Below are 17,954 nucleotides of genomic sequence, written 5' to 3'. Positions count from 1 at the left end.
GAGGAGAACAACAATGAACGCACCCATCACCCCGACGACCGGCAAACGCGATACCCGCGACTACCAGGCTGGCGACGCCGCCCACCACATCCACGCCTTCCTCGACCAGAAGGCGCTCAACGCCGAGGGACCAAGGGTCATCATTCGCGGCGAGGGCCTGTACCTGTGGGACAACGACGGCCGCCGCTACCTGGACGGCATGTCCGGCCTGTGGTGCACCCAGCTCGGCTATGGCCGCAAGGACCTGACCGCCGCCGCCGCCGCACAGATGGACCAGCTGCCGTACTACAACATGTTCTTCCACACCACCCACCCAGCGGTGATCGAGCTGTCCGAGCTGCTGTTCAGCCTGCTGCCCGGCCACTACAGCCACGCCATCTACACCAACTCCGGCTCCGAGGCCAACGAGGTGCTGATTCGCACCGTGCGTCGCTACTGGCAGGTGGTCGGCCAGCCGCGCAAGAAGATCATGATCGGCCGCTGGAACGGCTACCACGGCTCGACCCTGGCGGCCACGGCGCTGGGCGGCATGAAGTTCATGCACGAGATGGGCGGGTTGATCCCGGATGTGGCGCATATCGATGAACCGTACTGGTTCGCCGCCGGTGGCGAGCTGACTCCGGCGGAATTCGGCCGCCGTTGCGCCTTGCAACTGGAAGAGAAGATCCTCGAACTGGGCGCCGAGAATGTCGCAGGTTTCATCGCCGAGCCGTTCCAGGGCGCCGGCGGCATGATTTTCCCGCCCGAGAGCTACTGGCCGGAGATCCAGCGCATCTGCCGCCAGTACGACGTGCTGCTGTGCGCCGACGAGGTTATCGGTGGGTTCGGCCGCACCGGCGAATGGTTCGCCCACCAGCACTTCGGCTTCGAGCCGGATACCCTGTCCATCGCCAAGGGCCTGACCAGCGGCTACGTGCCCATGGGCGGTTTGGTGCTGAGCAAGCGTATCGCCGAGGCTTTGGTGGAGCGGGGCGGGGTGTTCGCCCACGGCCTGACCTATTCCGGCCACCCGGTGGCGGCGGCGGTGGCCATCGCCAACCTCAAGGCCCTGCGCGACGAGGGTATCGTGCGCCGGGTCAAGGACGACACCGGCCCGTACCTGCAGCGTATCCTGCGCGAGGTGTTCGCCGATCACCCGTTGATCGGTGAAGTACAGGGCACCGGCCTGGTGGCAGCCTTACAGTTCGCCGAGGACAAGGCCACGCGCAAGCGCTTCGCCAACGAGAACGACCTGGCCTGGCAGTGCCGCACCTTTGGTTTCGAGGAAGGAGTGATCATCCGCTCCACTTTGGGGCGAATGATCATGGCCCCGGCCCTGGTGGCCAGCCGTGGCGAGCTGGACGAACTGGTGGAAAAGACGCGTATCGCGGTGGACCGTGTGGCGCGATCGGTGGGCCGCGGCTGAAACCCGGGGCCCATCGCCGGCAAGCCGGCTCCCACAGGGGTCGCGCAATTCGTGAGCTCTGCGCTGTACCTGTGGGAGCCGGCTTGCCGGCGATGGGTTGCGTAGCAGCCCCAGTGACGCGAACTGACAGACATTACCCTTTCGCCCGTGATGGTTTCAGCGACGTTCGCGCTGGCGCAGCACCGTCACCGTCGCGCCAGCGACGGGCGAGCTGGAAGCCCAGGGTGCCTTTACCTGCCTGGGCGACTTTCTCGCCACCACCACCCTGGTGCGTCACGGCGGCCGCCTGATGCAGGCCTACCGGTTCACCGTGCAGGACGCCCTGGACAGCGGCGAGCTGGTGGAGGTGCTGGCCGGATATGGCGGCACGTCGCGGCCGTTCATGCTGGTGTATCCCCAGGCCCGGCACATGCCGCTTAACGTCCGCGTGTTCATCGACTTCCTGGTGGCCGAGGTGGGTCTACCGTTGGGCTGAAGCCCTGTGGCGGCGACCTTGGCGGACTATGCTCTGTGCTGCGTCGGCCAACTGGCCGGCGGATGTTCCGGCAGTCAGGTTGTTTCCCAGGAGAACACTCCATGAAATCCATGACACTGCTAGTGATCACTTGCGTACTGAGCTTCGCCGCCCACGCCGAGGATGACCCGGCCACCAACTGCGATGCCAAGATCAAGGACCTGGAATACATCAGCAAGAGCGATGGCCAGGCCTTGCATGGCGGCATGGCCGCCGATTACCACAAGCTGCTCGAGCAGGCCAAGGCCGCCCAGGCCAAAGGCGACATGACCACTTGCCAGGCCTCGGCCGACCGTGCCAAGACGATCTACAACAAGGCGCGGGGCAAGTAGGCGCTGTCGAGACCTCTCGGGGACAAGTCCGCTCCAGCAGGAGCGGGCTTGGAGGCCAGCCCCGGCAATCGGCCGGTTGGGCCTCTCATGGGCTCTGGTGTAAGCTCTCCCGGTCCTTCTAACGAGCCCCGCCGCATGACCTCGCCCAGTCCGCGCCTGGACAGCCTGCTCACCGGCAGCGCCCGGCCATTCACCCGCCCAGGTTCCCTCAGCGCCATCGACAAGCAACCCCGCCAGGGCCCCTTGCAGGTGACCTTGCTCGGTATCGTCGGTGACGAGCAGGGCGATCTGCGCGTGCACGGCGGCGTTGAGAAGGCCATCCACCATTATCCCCGCGATCACTACCCTGACTGGGTCGCTGAACTCGGCGAACATCCCTTGCTGACCCGGCCCGGTGCCTTCGGCGAGAACTTCAGCAGCAGCGGCTGGCGCGAGACCGATGTGTGCCTGGGCGACCGTATCCGCGTTGGCACGGTGTTGCTGGAAGTCTCCCAGGGGCGCATGCCGTGCTGGAAGCTCAACGACCGTTTCGACGTGGCGCAGATGGCGCTGCGGGTGCAGCAGAGCGGGCGCACCGGCTGGTACTACCGGGTGCTGGAGGAGGGCGAGGTACAGGCGGGCGATGCCCTGCAACTGGTCGAGCGGCCCTATGGCCAGTGGTCGGTGGCGCGGCTTTCGGCGGTGCTGTTCGACAAGCAGCTGGAGCCCGGCCTGTTGCGTGAATGCCTGGAACTGCCGCTGGTGCCGAACTGGCGTCGCACCCTGGAAAAACGCCTGGAGCAACGCCAGGTCGAGGACTGGACTTCACGCCTGCAAGGCCGCAGCGAAAGCTGAACGGCATTGCGCACAACATTTACCCACACAAGGAATGCCCCATGGCCTTCGAACTGGATGATCGCCTGGTCATCGGTGTCGCTTCCAGCGCCGTGTTCGACCTGAGCGAGTCGGACGCCGTGTTCCGTCGCGACGGCGAGGCGCAATACCGCAAGTACCAGGAGCAGCACCTGGACGTGCCGCTGGGCAAGGGCATCGCCTATCCCTTCATCAAGCGCCTGCTGGCACTTAATGACCTGCGCGGTGATCCAGAGGACCCGCTGGTGGAGGTGGTGTTGCTGTCGCAGAACGACCCGGACACCGGAATGCGGGTGATGAAGACCATCGGTCACTACGGCCTGAACATGACCCGGGCAATCTTCACCCAAGGCCGTTCGCCGTATGAGTACATCCCGGCGTTGAACATCGCGTTGTTCCTGTCCGCCGACAAGCAGCACGTGGACGCCGCGATCAAGGCCGGCTACCCCGCGGGGCAGGTGTTGGATTCGAAGTTCGACGACGATGAAAGCGACGACAATCTGCGCATAGCCTTCGACTTCGACGGTGTGCTGGCCGGCGATGAGTCCGAGGCAGTGATGCAGTCGGGCGGCCTGGGCAGTTTCCACGCCCATGAAGTGATCAATGTCACCCAGCCGCACAATCCCGGCCCGCTCAAGGAGTTCTTCGTGCGCATTGCCCGCATCCAGGCGGCCGAGGAACAGCACAAGCTGGCCAATCCCAGTTACGAGAACCGCCTGCGGGTGTCGATCGTCACCGCGCGCAACGCGCCTTCACACGAGCGGGCGCTCAATACCCTGAAAAGCTGGGGGGTGATGGCCAACGACGCGTTTTTCCTGGGCGGCATCGAGAAGCGCAGGGTATTGCAGGTGCTCAAGCCGCACATCTTCTTCGATGACCAGTCCGGGCACCTTAAGAGGACCAGCACGGTGGTGCCGTCGGTGCATATCCCGTTCGGCGTGACCAACCGGGCGGGCTGACCATTGGCGCCGCGCAAGCGGCGCCAGGTCGCCCTGGTCCGTCAGTGATCCGCCAACCTGTCATCCTGCGACAGCAACGCTTGGGCCAGCTCTTCGTCACTGGCCTGCAGCCCCGGATTGGCCCGGCGCACCTCGGCCAGCGCCGCTTCCAGATAGGCCCCGCGAATGGCACCGCCGCTGGCGACAAAGGCCGACAGCTCGTCGCGGGCCGGGATGATCCGTTTGTCGTCCTTGAAGGTCGAGTACAGCGAGGCGGAAACCCCCGCCGAGGTCGCGACGTCCCCGGCATCGACGCGGGCCAGGGCGGCACCGGCAGGGAGCAGGAGCAGCAGCGAGGGAACGAGCAGTAAGTGGCGCATGGCGAGTCCTCCGGAAAGGTGATGCCCAAGGGTGTTACTGCATGATGTTAAGAACCCTGCTGTGGGATGAGAGTTCAATCGGTGGGCTCGGGTATGACAACGAGAGGCAGGCTACTACGCAGAAAGCGTCTGCAATCAACTGCTGCCAGGAGTCGTCCTGGGCTCACCCTTGAAGTAGGTAGTTAGGTCGTCGCTGTCAGCAGCCTGGCGCAAGAGCTCCGCTCCTCTTGCGAGGTAGGTCTCATTAATGCTCTCAAGATGCTTGATAGTGCTTTCTACTGTGGGGATGTCGACACGCATTTTTGATGAAAGCGCGAATTTCAAGGATGCAATTTGCTGCATGTTTATGTCAAAGTTAAGCCTGTCGATGCTCTTTAAATACCTTGGGGCTCCCTGATTCGCGAATGCTGATTGCAGTTCGATAACCTCATGGCTGAATGTGCTTTTTGGCTGCCATGTGTGGAGTTTGAACTTGTTTTTCCCCACAGGTACTACGGTGGTTTGTGGTTGGCGTTTTATTATCTTGAACCGTTCTATTAGAAGGGTCCTTGAGTGTCCGGTCTTGTCTGAAGCGTTTACGGGGTCGGCCTCGCAATATCCATAGGTGTTGATTCCTCCCCTGGAGAATGGGCTGAGGTCATCGGGTGAAACAAAACGCATCAGGAGGGTGCTGTAGAATCGGTATCCATTGCCGAGCGAGTACAAGCCATTAGGCTCACGTGCTTGCCCACTGAAGCCTAGCTGCGAGGAGTGCAAGACGGCGATTGGATCATAGCCATAAACTGAGTACGCCAACCTATGAATATCCTGCACGGTCTGATTGCACAAGATCGAACCTAGCGCATCAGTAGCGAGCATTGCTCGCATGACTCGGATGGTTTCTGGTTTTTTCATCAGCGCGCCTAAAGGGAACGTGTCGATATGACCTTGCCTTCGTCGCGGCTGATTGGCAACTAGCAGAATTGACAGGTAAGACATTCAGGATTGCGTGTGTGAAAGAATGCGGATGGCTAGCTGTCTCGATGGATGAAAAAAAGCGGTAGGCTGCAATTCTCATTGAGGGGTGATAACTTGCCCAATGGGTGTTACCTGAAGCTGACTAGCCCTTTTATCGCCGTACCTTCTTAGCCTGCGTCAGCCACCAATTAAAGGAATCTAGGAGTACTCCATGGCCGAATATACGCTCCACTGCTTTGCCGAGTCGGGAAATGCCTACAAGGCCGCGCTGATGCTGCAACTCACCGGCCAGGACTGGGTGCCGGTGTTCGTCGATTTCTTCCATGGCCAGACCCGCGGGCAAGACTGGCGTGACGCGGTCAACGAGCAAGGGGAGGTGCCGGTGCTGGAACATGCCGGCGAGAAGCTTACCCAATCGGCCCTGATCCTCGACTACCTGGCCGAGCGCACCGGCCAGTTCGGCCCGCGTGACGATCACGAAAAGCGCGAGATCTGGCGCTGGATGCTGTTCGACAACCACAAGTTCACCAGCTACTACGCGGCGTTGCGCTTTATCTACTGCCTGAAGCAGATGGGCGAGTCGGATGTCACCCGCTTTCTGCGCGAGCGGGCCAGGGCGGCGTACCAGATCGTCGATGCGCACCTGGCGAAGACGCCGTTCATGGTGGGTGGGCGACTGACCATCGCCGATCTGTCCCTGGCGGGCTATGTGTACATGCCCGAGGACACCGGCCTGGCGGTTGCCGAGTTCGGGCATATCGAAGCCTGGAAGCAGCGAATCCAGGACATGCCAGGGTGGAAACACCCCTATGACCTGATGCCGAATGCCGCTGGTTGAGGCAACGCGACCCTAGCTGTGCGGGATGTTCCTGGGCTGCTGCACTCCGGCATACCGGTCTTTCAAATGTCCCTGCTCATCCAGCAGGTAGGCATCCATCACCTCGCGCACCACCGGTCCCGCTACGCGGCCACCGGCCTCGCCGTTCTCGATCATCACCGCCACCACCAGCGCCGGATGATCGGCCGGGGCAAAACCGACGAACAGGGCGTTGTCGCGGTGGCGCTCGAGGGTCTTGTTGCGGTTGTAGCGCTCACCCTGCTTGATCGCCACCACTTGCGCGGTGCCGCTCTTGCCGGCGATGCGGTACTGGGCGCCGGCGGCGGATGCGCGGGCGATGCCACGCGGGTCGTGCATGACCATCTGCATGCCCTGGCTGACCTGGTCCCAGGCATGCTTGTCATGCAGCACGATATCTGCCATCGGATGCGGGTCGACCGGCGCCTGGCCACCGATGGTCAGGGCCAGGTGCGGGCGGTGCCACACGCCCTTGCTGGCCAGCAGGCTGGTGGCCTGGGCCAGCTGCAGCGGGGTCACCTGCATGTAGCCCTGGCCAATGCCGAGAATCAGCGTTTCGCCGGGGAACCAGGCCTGGCGCCGGGTGGCGCGTTTCCACGCCTGGGACGGCATCAGCCCCGGCGCTTCCTCGAACATGTCCAGCGAGACCTTCTGGCCGAGGCCGAACTCGGCCATGTAGTCGTGCAGGCGGTCGATGCCCAGCTTGTGCGCCAGGTCGTAGAAGTAGGTGTCGTTGGAGCGCATGATCGCGCTGTACAGGTCGACCCAGCCATCGCCCGTGCGGTTCCAGTTGCGGTACTTGTGCTCGTAGTTGGGCAGCTCGTAGTAGCCGGGGTCGAACACCCGGCTGCCGGGGGTGATCACGCCGCTGTCGAGGCCGGCGATGGCCACCTCGGGCTTGACCGTCGAGCCTGGGGCGTACAGCCCGCGCAGCACGCGGTTGAACAGTGGCCGGTCGATGGAGTCGCGCAGGGCGGCGTACTGCTTGAAGCTGATGCCCTTGACGAACAGGTTGGGGTCGAACGCCGGGTTGCTGACCATCGCCAGCACGTCGCCGTTGTCCGGGTCGAGCACCACCACCGCGCCGCGCCGATCGCCCAGGGCTTTCTCGGCGGCTTGCTGCAGGTGGGCGTCGAGGCTCAGCACGATGTCCTTGCCGGGCACCGGGTCGTGATGATTGAGCACGCGCATCACCCGGCCCTGGGCGTTGGTCTCGACTTCCTCGTAGCCTACCTGGCCATGCAGTTGGTCCTCGTAGAACCGCTCGATGCCGGTCTTGCCGATGGACTGGGTGCCGCGGTAGGCGGTGCTGTCGAGGCTCTTGGCTTCCTTCTCGTTGATGCGTCCGACGTAGCCGACCGAATGGGCGAAGTGTTCGGCCAAGGGGTACTCGCGAATGAATTGCGGCTCCACCTCCAACCCCGGCAGGCGGAACTGGTTGACCGCGATCAGGGCGATCTGCTCCTCGCTCAGGCCGACCAGCAGGGTCACCGGCTCGAACGGCTTGCGGCCGCGGCGCAGGTCCTTGTCGAACTGCTGGCGGTCGTCCTCGGACAGTCCCAGGACCTGCGCCAGGTTGTCGAGCACCTTCTTCGAATCGCCGGCCCGCTCGCGGGTCATGGTCAGGTTGAAGCTGGGCTTGTTGTCGGCCAGTACCACACCGTTGCGATCGTAGATCAGGCCGCGTTCGGGCGGGATCGGCAGCACGTGCACGCGGTTGTTTTCCGATACCGCCGACTGCTGGTCGTGCTGCAACACCTGGAGCACGTAGAGCCGGCCTACCAGTACCGCCACCAGGCCGAGCACCAGCAGGGCGCAGGCCAGTAGCCGGCGGTTGACCAGGTGCTTTTCCTTTTCGTGGTCCTTGAGGGGAATGGGTTGCGGCATGAGCACAGGGGAGCGGCGGGTGGGGCGGCGATGCTACGCGGGCAGGCGGTGAGGCTCAAGGCGCAGCGCCCCGCGCAATGCTGGCCAGGCATTGCTCTGGCCCGCAGGCAGGGGCTCTGCGGCAATCATGAAGCTTCTTTCATGTGGGCACAGGCCTAGGCGATGAACTCCGATTCTCTTGCCGGCTGAGCAACCGCATCCTGGCGAATGCTGAGCACCACGGCCCCTGCGCACAAGCCCAGCAGTCCGACACTGGCCACCACGATATCCCCCATCCCCATGCCGGCGAGCATTAGCACCAGGCTGATACGAAACACTGCGGTCATGGCGATCTCCAGGGCAGGGCGAGCGAAGTCCGAAGTATCACCATACCGCTCCGAAGGCCGAGGTACAGGGCAGGAGGGAGGGTTTGGCAGTGTATGCGCCTGCTTTGGCACAAAGCTCGCCACTTGACGGCATGGATCATCCCTGATTTCATTGAAACCGGTTTCATCAACCCTGCACAAACACCTACAAGAAGGGCTCAGGGGTGGATAAAGACGCAGTTCCTGTCCGCGGGCGGGTCACTATCAGCGAGGTCGCGAAGGCGGCCGGCGTCTCCAAGGCAACCGTCTCGCGCTATATGGGCGAGGATCGGCAACTGCTCGCCGAGGCGACCGCGCAGCGGATCGAAGCCGTCGTCGAGCGCCTGGGCTATCGCCCCAACCGCATGGCCAGTGCCCTCAAGCGCGGTCGCACCGGGCTGATCGGCATGCTCCTGGCGGATATCCGCAACCCCTATTCCGTGGCGGTGATGCACGCTGTCGAGACGGCCTGTCGCCAGCACGGCTACAGCCTGGTGGTGTGCAACACCGACTGTGACGACGCCCAGGAGCGCAGCCAGCTGCAGGCCCTGCAGGCGTACAACGTCGACGGCCTGATCGTCAACACCCTGGGCCACCGCGCCGGGGAGCTGGCCAGCCTGGTCCGCGACCTGCCCATGGTATTGGTCGACCGGCAACTGGCGGGCCTGCCGGTCGATCTGGTGGGCCTGGACAACAGCGACGCCGTCGAGCAGGCGCTGGATCACCTTGAACACAACGGTTATCGCGACATCCTCGCCGTCACCGAGCCACTTGATGGCACCAGCTCGCGGCAGGAGCGCGTGGATGCCTTCCAGGCCTCCATCGCCCGGCGTCGTGGGTTGCGCGGGCAGGTGCTGGAGGTAGGCCCGGGCCTCACCGAGCAGCTGGGCGCGTTCATCGCCGGGGCAGGGCACGGCCCGCAGGCGCTGTTCAGTTGCAATGGTGTCGCCACCCTGGAGCTGGTGCGGGTGCTGCACGCCAGGGGCGAGCCGCTGTTCCAGGACCTGGGCCTGCTGGCGCTGGACGACCTGGACTGGTACCCGCTGGTGGGCAACGGCATCAGCGCGTTGGCGCAACCCACCGGGCGCATCGGCGCGGCGGCGTTCCAGTGCCTGCTGGAGCGCCTGCAAGGCAGCCCACTGCCGGCCCGGCGCCTGGATCTGCGCGCGCAGCTCATTGCGCGAGGCTCTACCCGATCACAACACTGACGGCGTCGCGGACGCCGTTGTTGCCGGAGAAAAATGAAACCGGTTTCATCCACAAGAACAAGGATTACCACGATGCGCACGCACACTGTTTCCATCAGCTTGTCGAGTTTCGGTGCCGATGCCGTAAGGCGGTTGGGCCAGGCCAGCTACCTGCCGTTGCTCGCTGCGGCAGGGGCACGGCGGGTGGAATGGCGCGAGGAGCTGTTCGACGCTGCGCCTGATGCCGCTACCCTGGCCAACCTGGCCGCCGAGCATGGCCTGCAGAGTCTCTACTCCACGCCACTGGAACTGTGGCGCGAGGATGGCAGCCTGGAGCCCGCGATTGCCCAGCGCCTGCAACTGGCGAGCGAGATCGGCGCGGTGGCACTCAAGGTGTCGCTGGGTCATTACCAGGATGGCTGCGATTTACTGGCGCTGGCACCACTGTTGCAACACAAGACGGCGCTGTACGTGGAAAACGACCAGACGCCCTACGGTGGGCGGCTGCCGACCTTGGTGAAGTTTTTCCGCGAGGCCCAGGCGCAAGGCGTGGCGCCGGGCATGACCTTCGACATCGGCAACTGGTACTGGCACGACGAGTCGCCGCTGCTGGCCGCGCAATTGCTGGGGCGTTGGGTGCGCTACGTGCACTGCAAGGCGGTGGCGCGCCGCGCCGACGGGCGCCTGGTAGCCGTGGTGCCCGAGGACCTCGACCTGGCCCAGTGGCGCGAATTGATGACGCATTTCGCCCCGGGCCTGCCGCGTGCCATCGAGTACCCCCTGGCCGGCGAGGACCTGCTGGCACTGACGGCGCGCCAGGTCGCGCAACTGGCCGAGCTGGAAGGGCAGGTGTGCCATGGCTGAGCATGACGTGCTGTGCTTCGGTGAAACCATGGCCATGTTCGTGGCGGCGCAGCCGGGCGACCTGGCCCAGGTCGAGGGCTTTGGCAAACGCATCGCCGGTGCCGACAGCAACGTGGCCATCGGCCTGTCACGCCTGGGCCTGCGGGTGCAATGGCTGAGCCGGGTCGGTGACGACTCGCTCGGTGCCTTCGTGCTCGACAGCCTGCGCCGCGAAGGCCTGGACTGTTCCAGTGTCGAGGTCGATGCCGGGCACCCCACGGGGTTCCAGCTCAAGGAGCGCTGCGACGATGGCAGCGATCCGAAAGTCGAGTATTTCCGCCGTGGCTCGGCGGCCAGTCGGCTGTCGCCCGCGCTGGTGCGGCCGGCGTTGTTGCAGGCCCGGCACCTGCATGCCACGGGCATTCCGGCGGCGCTTTCAGGCAGTTGCCGCGAACTGTGTCACCAGTTGCTGGACGGCATGCGAGCCAATGGCCGCAGCATTTCCTTCGACCCCAACCTGCGTCCGTCACTGTGGCCCGACCGCCAGACCATGGTGCGCGAGGTCAACGCCCTGGCGGCCAAGGCCGACTGGGTGCTGCCAGGGCTGGAGGAGGGGCGCCTGCTCACCGGCCGGCAGGCGCCGCAGGCCATCGCCGAGTTCTACCTAGAGCAGGGCGCGCAGTACGTGGCGATCAAGCTGGGGGCCGAAGGCGCCTACTGGCGCGATGCCCAGGGTGCCCATGGCGTGGTGCCCGGCCAGCCGGTCGCGCGGGTAGTGGACACCGTGGGCGCGGGCGATGCCTTCGCCGTCGGGGTGATCAGCGCCTTGCTCGAAGGCTTGCCGCTGCGCCGCGCCGTGGCCCGCGGCAACTGGTGCGGCAGCCGCGCGGTGCAGAGCCGCGGCGACATGGAAGGCCTGCCGCAACGTCATGAACTGGACCACCACGAAAGCCCTGAGCGCGAAGCACGCTGAAGCGCCGGCCTGTACGCAACCTGATGTGACAAGAACAACAAGACCAGGAGAACACCCATGCAGATCGATCGACTCGCACCCAGACGCTGGTGGTACATCATGCCCATCGTCTTCATCACCTACAGCCTGGCCTACCTCGACCGGGCCAACTACGGCTTCGCCGCGGCCTCGGGCATGGCCGACGACCTGAAGATCACCCCGGCGCTGTCGTCGCTGCTCGGCGCGCTGTTCTTCCTTGGCTACTTCTTCTTCCAGGTGCCCGGCGCCCTGTACGCGCAGAAGCGCAGCGTGAAGAAGCTGATCTTCGCCAGCCTGATCCTCTGGGGCGGGCTGGCCACGCTGACCGGGATCGTCCACGACGTCTATTGGCTGATCGCCATCCGCTTTCTCCTGGGCGTGGTCGAGGCGGCGGTGATGCCGGCCATGCTCATCTACCTGTGTCACTGGTTCACCCGCGCCGAGCGCTCGCGGGCCAACACCTTCCTGATCCTCGGCAACCCGGTGACCATCCTGTGGATGTCGGTGGTCTCGGGCTACCTGGTGCAGCAGTTCGACTGGCGCTGGATGTTCATCATCGAGGGCGCGCCGGCCATTCTCTGGGCGTTCATCTGGTGGCGCCTGGTCGATGACCGACCGGAGCAGGCCAAGTGGCTCGATGCCCGGGAGAAGGCCGCGCTGCGCCAAGCGCTGGACGCCGAGCAGCAGGGCATCAAGCCGGTGAAGAACTATGCCGAGGCATTCCGCTCGCCCACGGTGATCATCCTGTCGTTGCAGTACTTCTGCTGGAGCATCGGCGTGTATGGCTTCGTCCTCTGGCTGCCGTCGATCCTCAAGCAGGCCGCCGCGCTGGACATCGTCACCGCCGGCTGGCTGTCGGCGGTGCCGTACCTGGGGGCGGTGCTGGCCATGCTCGGGGTGTCGTGGGCCTCGGACCGCCTGCAGAAGCGCAAGCGCTTCGTCTGGCCGCCGTTGCTGATCGCCGCGCTGGCGTTCTACGGCTCCTATGCCCTGGGTACCGAGCACTTCTGGTGGTCATACGCCTTGCTGGTGATCGCCGGCGCCTGCATGTACGCGCCCTACGGGCCGTTTTTCGCGATCGTTCCCGAACTGTTGCCGGCCAACGTCGCCGGGGGCGCCATGGCGCTGATCAACAGCATGGGCGCGCTGGGCTCGTTCTCGGGCTCGTACCTGGTCGGCTACCTCAATGGTGTCACCGGCGGCCCCGGCGCTTCGTACCTGTTCATGTGCGGTGCACTGCTGTTGGCCGTGGCCCTGACCGCCGTCCTCAACCCCTTGCAACAGGCGCGCCGGCAAAGCCTGGCGCCGAGCCGATAGGAGCCTCAGCATGAAAAAGCGCATCGTCGCCTACAAACGCCTGTCCGATGAACTGATGGCGCGCCTGCACGCGCAGGCCGAGGTGACCCTGGTCGAGGCGCCGGCCGCCGATGGCTTGGTGCGCTTGCGCGCGGCGCTGCCGGGCGCCCATGGCCTGCTGGGCGCCAGCCTGCGCCTGGACCGCGCGCTGCTCGACCTGGCGCCGCAGCTGGAGGTGATCTCCAGCGTGTCGGTGGGCGTGGACAACTACGATATCGAGGCGCTGGATCAGCGTGGGGTGCTGCTGACAAACACTCCCGACGTGCTCACCGAAACCACCGCCGACACCGGTTTCGCGCTGATCCTGGCCTGTGCCCGGCGCGTGGTCGAGCTCGATGGCTGGATTCGCGCCGGCCACTGGCGGGCCGGGATCGGGCCGGCGCAGTTCGGCTGCGACGTGCAGGGCAAGACCCTGGGCATCGTCGGCATGGGCCGTATCGGCGAGGCCCTGGCCCGACGCGCGCATGCCGGTTTCGGCATGCGCGTGCTGTACCACACCCGTCAGCCGCGGCCCGAAGTGGAGGCGCGGTTCGCCGCCGCGCATCGCAGCCTGGAGGCATTGCTGGCCGAGTCCGATTTCGTCTGCCTGTGCCTGCCGTTGACCGCCGCGACCGAGAACCTGATCGGCGCGCCACAGCTGGCGCTGATGAAGCCATCTGCGATCCTGGTGAACATCTCCCGTGGCCGAGTGCTGGACGAGGCGGCTTTGCTCCAGGCCCTGGCCGAGCGGCGCATTCGCGGCGCCGGGCTGGACGTGTTCGTGCAGGAGCCGCTGGCGGCCGATTCGCCGCTGCTGCAACTAGACAACCTGGTGGTCACCCCGCATATCGGCTCGGCCACGCTGGAGACCCGCGAAGCCATGGCCCGCTGCGCGGTGGACAACCTGCTGGCCGCGCTGGCCGGCGAGCGGCCGGCGAACCTGGTCAACCCGAGGGCGTGGGAGTTGCGTATGCGTTGAACCTGGCAAGCGTTTCGTTTGCCTGATAACAACAGCTCTTGTGTGATTTCGAGGAGTGGGGCCGCTGCGCAGCCCTGGCCCCACCCACCAAAGGAGCGACGATTCCCGTATGACCTGATCAACAGAGAGACATCCTCATGTCCAAGGACCAACCCGCCTCCGTGCAACCGGCGCGCCGGGCGTTCCTGCGCCAATCCCTGACCCTGATCCCGGTGGCGACCCTCGCCAGCACGGGACTGGGCGGTGCAGTGCTCGCCGACAGCGCCACCCCGGCAGCCGCCGAACCGGCCCGGCCGGTCACCGCGCGCGCCTACCAGCCGACCTTCTTCACCCAGGAGGAGTGGGCCTTCGTCAGCGCCGCCGTGGCCGTGCTCATCCCCACTGATGCCCTGGGCGCGGGCGCGGCCGATGCCGGCGTGCCCGAGTTCATCGACCGCCAGCTCAACACCCGCTACGGCAGTGGCGGGCTGTGGTACATGCAGGGGCCATTCCACCCCGACGCCCCCAGCGAGCTGGGCTACCAGCTCAAGCTCAACCCCCAGGAGATCTACCGGCTGGGCATCGCCGAGACCGACGCCTGGTGCAAGGCGCAGTTCGGCAAGGCGTTCGCCCAGCTCGATCTTGCGCGCCAGCAGCAGGTACTGGAGGCCCTGGACGGCGGTACGGTGACATTTGCCTCGTTGCCGGCGGCCACCTTCTTCAACATGCTCTGGCTCAACACCCGCGAAGGCTTTTTCAGTGATCCGCTGCACGGTGGCAACCAGGGGTTGGTCGGCTGGAAGCTGGTGGGCTTCCCAGGCGCCCGCGCCGATTTCATGGACTGGGTGGAGCGCGACGAGCGTTATCCGTTCCCGCCGGTCTCCATCAGCGGCGAGCGGGGTTGAAGCATGAGCCAGATGAAGAAAGTCGATGTAGTCATCGTCGGTTTCGGCTGGGCCGGGGCGATCATGGCCAAGGAGCTGACAGAGGCCGGCCTGCAGGTGCTCGCCTTGGAGCGTGGCCCGGCCCGGGACACCTACCCGGATGGCGTCTACCCGCAGACCATGGACGAGCTGACCTACAACTCGCGCAAGAAGCTGTTCATGGACATCTCCCGCGAGACCGTGACCCTGCGCCACAGCGTCAACGACGTGGCCGTGCCGTATCGCCAGTTCGGCGCCTTCCTGCCCGGCACCGGCACGGGTGGGGCGGGGCTGCACTGGTCCGGCGTGCATTTTCGCGTCGACCCGGTGGAGCTGCGCCTGCGCAGCCACTACGAGGAGCGCTACGGCAAGGCCTTCATCCCCGAAGGCATGACCATCCAGGACTTCGGCGTGAGCTACGAAGAGCTGGAGCCGTACTTCGATTTCGCCGAGAAGGTGTTCGGTACCTCCGGCACGGCCTGGTCGATCAAGGGCCAGGTGGTGGGCCGCGACAAGGGCGGCAACCCGTTCGCCGCCGACCGCTCCAGCGACTTCCCGCTGGTGGCGCAGAAGAACACCGTGTCGGCGCAACTGTTCGAGAAGGCCGCCCGTGAAGTCGGCTATCACCCCTACAACCTGCCGTCGGCCAACACCTCGGGGCCTTACACCAACCCGTACGGTGCGCAGATGGGACCGTGCAACTTCTGTGGTTACTGCAGCGGCTATGCCTGCTACATGTACTCCAAGGCCTCGCCCAACGTGAATATCCTGCCAGCCCTGCGCCAGGTGCCGAACTTCGAGTTGCGCAACAATGCCCATGTGCTGCGGGTCAACCTGACCGAGGACAAACGCCTGGCCACCGGCGTGACCTATGTCGACAGCCAGGGGCGCGAGGTCGAGCAACCGGCCGACCTGGTGATCCTCGGCGCCTTCCAGTACAACAACGTGCGCCTGATGCTGCTCTCGGGCATTGGCAAACCCTACGATCCGGTCAGCAACCAAGGCGTGGTGGGGCGCAACTTCGCCTACCAGAACATCTCCACCGTGACCGCGTTCTTTGATCGCGACAGCCACCATACCAACCCCTTCATCGGTGCCGGCGGCAACGGTGTGGCGGTGGACGATTTCAACGCCGATAACTTCGACCATGGCCCCCACGGTTTCGTCGGCGGCTCGCCGTTCTGGGTCAACCAGGCGGGCGCCAAGCCGATCTCCGGTACCAAGGTGCCACCGGGCACGCCGAAATGGGGCAGTGGCTGGAAGGCCGCGGTGGCCGACAGCTACCGGCATATGCTGTCGATGGACGCCCACGGCGCGCACCAGTCCTATCGCGACAACTACCTCGACCTGGACCCGGTGTACAAGGACGCTTACGGCCAGCCGTTGCTGCGCATGACCTTCGACTGGAAGGACAACGACGTGAAGATGAACCGTTTCATGGTCGAGCGCATGGGCAAGATCGCCGAAGCCATGGGGCCCAAGGCGATCAGCGCGGGGAAAAAGGCCTTCGGCCAGCACTTCGATGCCTCCACCTACCAGACCACCCACCTCAATGGTGGCGCAATCATGGGCACCGACCCGAAGACCAGCGCGCTCAACCGCTACCTGCAATGCTGGGACGTGCACAACGTGTTCGTGCCCGGCGCCTCGGCCTTCCCCCAGGGCCTGGGCTACAACCCCACCGGGCTGGTGGCGGCGTTGACCTACTGGTCGGCGCGGGCGATCCGCGAACGCTACCTGAAGAACCCCGGCCCACTGGTGCAGGCATGAGGAGGCCGGTCATGAAACTCAAGACACTGTTCATCGCCATGCTCGGCCTGGGTGCGAGCACCTTGCTGCACGCCGCCGACGGCGTCGATCCAGCCTTGGTCAAGCAGGGCGAGTACCTGGCCCGTGCCGGCGACTGCGTGGCCTGCCACACCGCCAAGGGCGGCAAGCCCTTCGCCGGCGGGCTGCCGATGGAGACGCCGATCGGCACCCTCTATTCGACCAATATCACCCCGCACGCCAGCGGCATCGGCCAGTATCGCTACGAAGACTTCGAGCGCGCCGTGCGCCAGGGCATCGGCAAGGATGGCAGTACGCTGTATCCGGCCATGCCATACCCGTCCTATGCCAGGGTCAGCGATCAGGACATGCAGGCGCTGTATGCCTACTTCATGCACGGCGTGCAGCCGGTGGCGCAGCAGAACAAGGCCAGCGACATCCCTTGGCCATTGAGCATGCGCTGGCCGCTGGCGTTCTGGCGTGGGTTGTTCGCGCCCGAGGTCAAGCCGTTCGAAGCCGCAGGGCGTGATCCGGTGGTGGCGCGGGGTGCCTACCTGGTCGAAGGGCTGGGCCATTGCGGCGCCTGTCATACGCCACGGGCGATCACCATGCAGGAAAAGGCATTGGATACCAACGACGGCGACGCCTTCCTGGCCGGCAGCGCACCGCTTGAGGGCTGGATCGCCAAGAGCCTGCGCGGCGACCACAAGGACGGCCTGGGCAGTTGGAACGAGGCGCAGATCGTCGCCTTCCTCAAGACCGGCCGCAACGAGCGCACCGCGGTGTTCGGCGGCATGAGCGACGTGGTCGAGCACAGCATGCAGTACATGAGCGATGCCGACCTGACGGCCATTGCCCGCTACCTGAAGACCTTGCCGCCGAGCAACCCGGACGACCAGCCGTTCCAGGCGGACCCCAGCGCGGCCCAGGCGCTGTGGCAAGGCAATGACGGCAAGACGGGCGCGGCGTTGTACGTGGACAACTGCGGGGCTTGCCACCGTACCAACGGCCAAGGCTATGCCCGGGTGTTCCCGGCGCTGGCAGGCAATCCAGTGGTGCAGGGGCAGGATGCCACCTCGCTGATCCACATCGTGCTGGAAGGCGCGACCCTACCGGCCACGGCGAGCGCGCCGTCGACGTTCAGCATGCCCGGCTTCGGCTGGCGGCTGTCGGACCAGCAGGTGGCCGATGTGGTCAACTTCATTCGCAGCAGCTGGGGCAACCAGGCCGCGGCGGTGACCGCGGGGCAGGTGGCGGCGCTACGCAAGGCAGCACCGGTGCCGCTCAAGGCTCAGACGCTGATCGGTGATACCACGGGGATTGTGGAGCCTTGATCGACAGGCTCGATTGACAGGGAGGTGTTGTGGGAGGGGGCTTGTTCCGCGATGGCCGCTTGGCCAGATCGCGGGGCAAGCCCGCTCCCACCGGTTGCCGATTACGCCGCCGAATACCTCGAAATCACTTCAGCATGTTCTAATAAAATAC

At 65.2% G+C, this 17,954-nt stretch carries 18 protein-coding genes and 1 pseudogene; 14 read left to right on the top strand and 5 right to left on the bottom strand.

Annotation, left to right across the window (positions count from 1 at the left end):
- The first annotated feature begins 13 nt into the window (after positions 1-13).
- On the top strand, positions 14-1,405 hold the full coding sequence (locus BMY03_RS24875; protein WP_094012533.1) for an aspartate aminotransferase family protein: 1,392 nt from the start codon (positions 14-16) through the stop codon (positions 1,403-1,405).
- Between the two features lie 133 nt (positions 1,406-1,538).
- On the opposite strand, the gene BMY03_RS26450 is transcribed toward BMY03_RS24875, so the two are convergent.
- Entirely contained in the window at positions 1,539-1,682 is a 144-nt protein-coding gene (locus tag BMY03_RS26450) for a hypothetical protein (protein ID WP_158659504.1), read from the bottom strand.
- Between BMY03_RS26450 and BMY03_RS24870 the strand changes: the two are divergent.
- The 4 genes and pseudogenes from BMY03_RS24870 to BMY03_RS24855 all read left to right on the top strand — a co-directional run.
- Positions 1,614-1,880, top strand: a pseudogene (locus tag BMY03_RS24870) (LysR substrate-binding domain-containing protein); the annotation flags it as partial. The gene BMY03_RS26450 and the pseudogene BMY03_RS24870 overlap by 69 nt on opposite strands.
- Positions 1,881-1,981: 101 nt before the next feature.
- Positions 1,982-2,251, top strand: a complete 270-nt coding sequence (locus BMY03_RS24865) for a hypothetical protein (RefSeq protein ID WP_094012532.1) — start codon at positions 1,982-1,984, stop codon at positions 2,249-2,251.
- 135 nt (positions 2,252-2,386) lie between these two features.
- Complete coding sequence (locus BMY03_RS24860) at positions 2,387-3,085, top strand: MOSC domain-containing protein (protein ID WP_094012531.1); 699 nt, start codon at positions 2,387-2,389, stop codon at positions 3,083-3,085.
- A 41-nt stretch (positions 3,086-3,126) separates the two neighbouring features.
- Positions 3,127-4,062, top strand: coding sequence for a 5'-nucleotidase (locus BMY03_RS24855; protein WP_094012530.1), 936 nt, complete (start codon positions 3,127-3,129; stop codon positions 4,060-4,062).
- 41 nt (positions 4,063-4,103) lie between these two features.
- On the opposite strand, the gene BMY03_RS24850 is transcribed toward BMY03_RS24855, so the two are convergent.
- Both BMY03_RS24850 and BMY03_RS24845 read right to left on the bottom strand, forming a co-directional pair.
- Positions 4,104-4,421, bottom strand: coding sequence for a DUF2388 domain-containing protein (locus BMY03_RS24850; protein ID WP_038706253.1), 318 nt, complete (start codon positions 4,419-4,421; stop codon positions 4,104-4,106).
- 135 nt (positions 4,422-4,556) lie between these two features.
- Positions 4,557-5,315, bottom strand: a complete 759-nt coding sequence (locus BMY03_RS24845) for an RHS repeat-associated core domain-containing protein (protein ID WP_244891351.1) — start codon at positions 5,313-5,315, stop codon at positions 4,557-4,559.
- Positions 5,316-5,589: 274 nt separating this feature from the next.
- Between BMY03_RS24845 and BMY03_RS24840 the strand changes: the two genes are divergently transcribed.
- Complete coding sequence (locus BMY03_RS24840) at positions 5,590-6,216, top strand: glutathione S-transferase family protein (RefSeq protein ID WP_094012528.1); 627 nt, start codon at positions 5,590-5,592, stop codon at positions 6,214-6,216.
- 12 nt (positions 6,217-6,228) lie between these two features.
- On the opposite strand, the gene mrdA is transcribed toward BMY03_RS24840, so the two are convergent.
- Positions 6,229-8,121, bottom strand: a complete 1,893-nt coding sequence (gene mrdA / locus BMY03_RS24835) for a penicillin-binding protein 2 (RefSeq protein WP_094012527.1) — start codon at positions 8,119-8,121, stop codon at positions 6,229-6,231.
- A 155-nt stretch (positions 8,122-8,276) separates the two neighbouring features.
- Positions 8,277-8,447 carry a hypothetical protein gene (locus BMY03_RS26445; RefSeq protein ID WP_177182955.1) on the bottom strand — a complete coding sequence of 57 codons (171 nt, stop codon included), beginning with the start codon at positions 8,445-8,447 and terminating at the stop codon, positions 8,277-8,279.
- A gap of 203 nt (positions 8,448-8,650) precedes the next feature.
- Here BMY03_RS26445 and BMY03_RS24830 point away from each other — a divergent pair, with 203 nt between their 5' ends.
- From BMY03_RS24830 to BMY03_RS24795, 8 genes are all read left to right on the top strand, one after another.
- Entirely contained in the window at positions 8,651-9,673 is a 1,023-nt protein-coding gene (locus tag BMY03_RS24830; protein WP_094012526.1) for a LacI family DNA-binding transcriptional regulator, read from the top strand.
- A 72-nt stretch (positions 9,674-9,745) separates the two neighbouring features.
- On the top strand, positions 9,746-10,516 hold the full coding sequence (locus tag BMY03_RS24825; protein ID WP_094012525.1) for a sugar phosphate isomerase/epimerase family protein: 771 nt from the start codon (positions 9,746-9,748) through the stop codon (positions 10,514-10,516).
- Positions 10,509-11,468 (top strand): sugar kinase, encoded by a 960-nt coding sequence (locus tag BMY03_RS24820; RefSeq protein WP_094012524.1) that lies wholly within the window; start codon positions 10,509-10,511, stop codon positions 11,466-11,468. The genes BMY03_RS24825 and BMY03_RS24820 overlap by 8 nt, the downstream gene beginning before the upstream one ends.
- Before the next feature lie 57 nt (positions 11,469-11,525).
- Positions 11,526-12,803 carry an MFS transporter gene (locus BMY03_RS24815; RefSeq protein WP_038706248.1) on the top strand — a complete coding sequence of 426 codons (1,278 nt, stop codon included), beginning with the start codon at positions 11,526-11,528 and terminating at the stop codon, positions 12,801-12,803.
- A gap of 10 nt (positions 12,804-12,813) precedes the next feature.
- Positions 12,814-13,800, top strand: coding sequence for a 2-hydroxyacid dehydrogenase (locus BMY03_RS24810; RefSeq protein WP_038706247.1), 987 nt, complete (start codon positions 12,814-12,816; stop codon positions 13,798-13,800).
- A gap of 137 nt (positions 13,801-13,937) precedes the next feature.
- Positions 13,938-14,684 (top strand): gluconate 2-dehydrogenase subunit 3 family protein, encoded by a 747-nt coding sequence (locus BMY03_RS24805; RefSeq protein ID WP_094012523.1) that lies wholly within the window; start codon positions 13,938-13,940, stop codon positions 14,682-14,684.
- Between the two features lie 12 nt (positions 14,685-14,696).
- The gene (locus tag BMY03_RS24800) at positions 14,697-16,472 is read left to right on the top strand and encodes a GMC family oxidoreductase (protein ID WP_094012522.1); all 1,776 of its coding nucleotides are present in this window, start codon (positions 14,697-14,699) and stop codon (positions 16,470-16,472) included.
- 11 nt (positions 16,473-16,483) lie between these two features.
- The gene (locus BMY03_RS24795) at positions 16,484-17,803 is read left to right on the top strand and encodes a cytochrome c (RefSeq protein ID WP_094012521.1); all 1,320 of its coding nucleotides are present in this window, start codon (positions 16,484-16,486) and stop codon (positions 17,801-17,803) included.
- Positions 17,804-17,954: the final 151 nt, after the last annotated feature.

The organism is Pseudomonas soli, from assembly GCF_900110655.1.
In the GTDB taxonomy this organism is placed as follows: domain Bacteria; phylum Pseudomonadota; class Gammaproteobacteria; order Pseudomonadales; family Pseudomonadaceae; genus Aquipseudomonas; species Aquipseudomonas soli.
The sequence above is the reverse complement of the archived record's forward strand: the minus strand, read 5'-3'. Positions and strand labels throughout refer to the sequence as shown.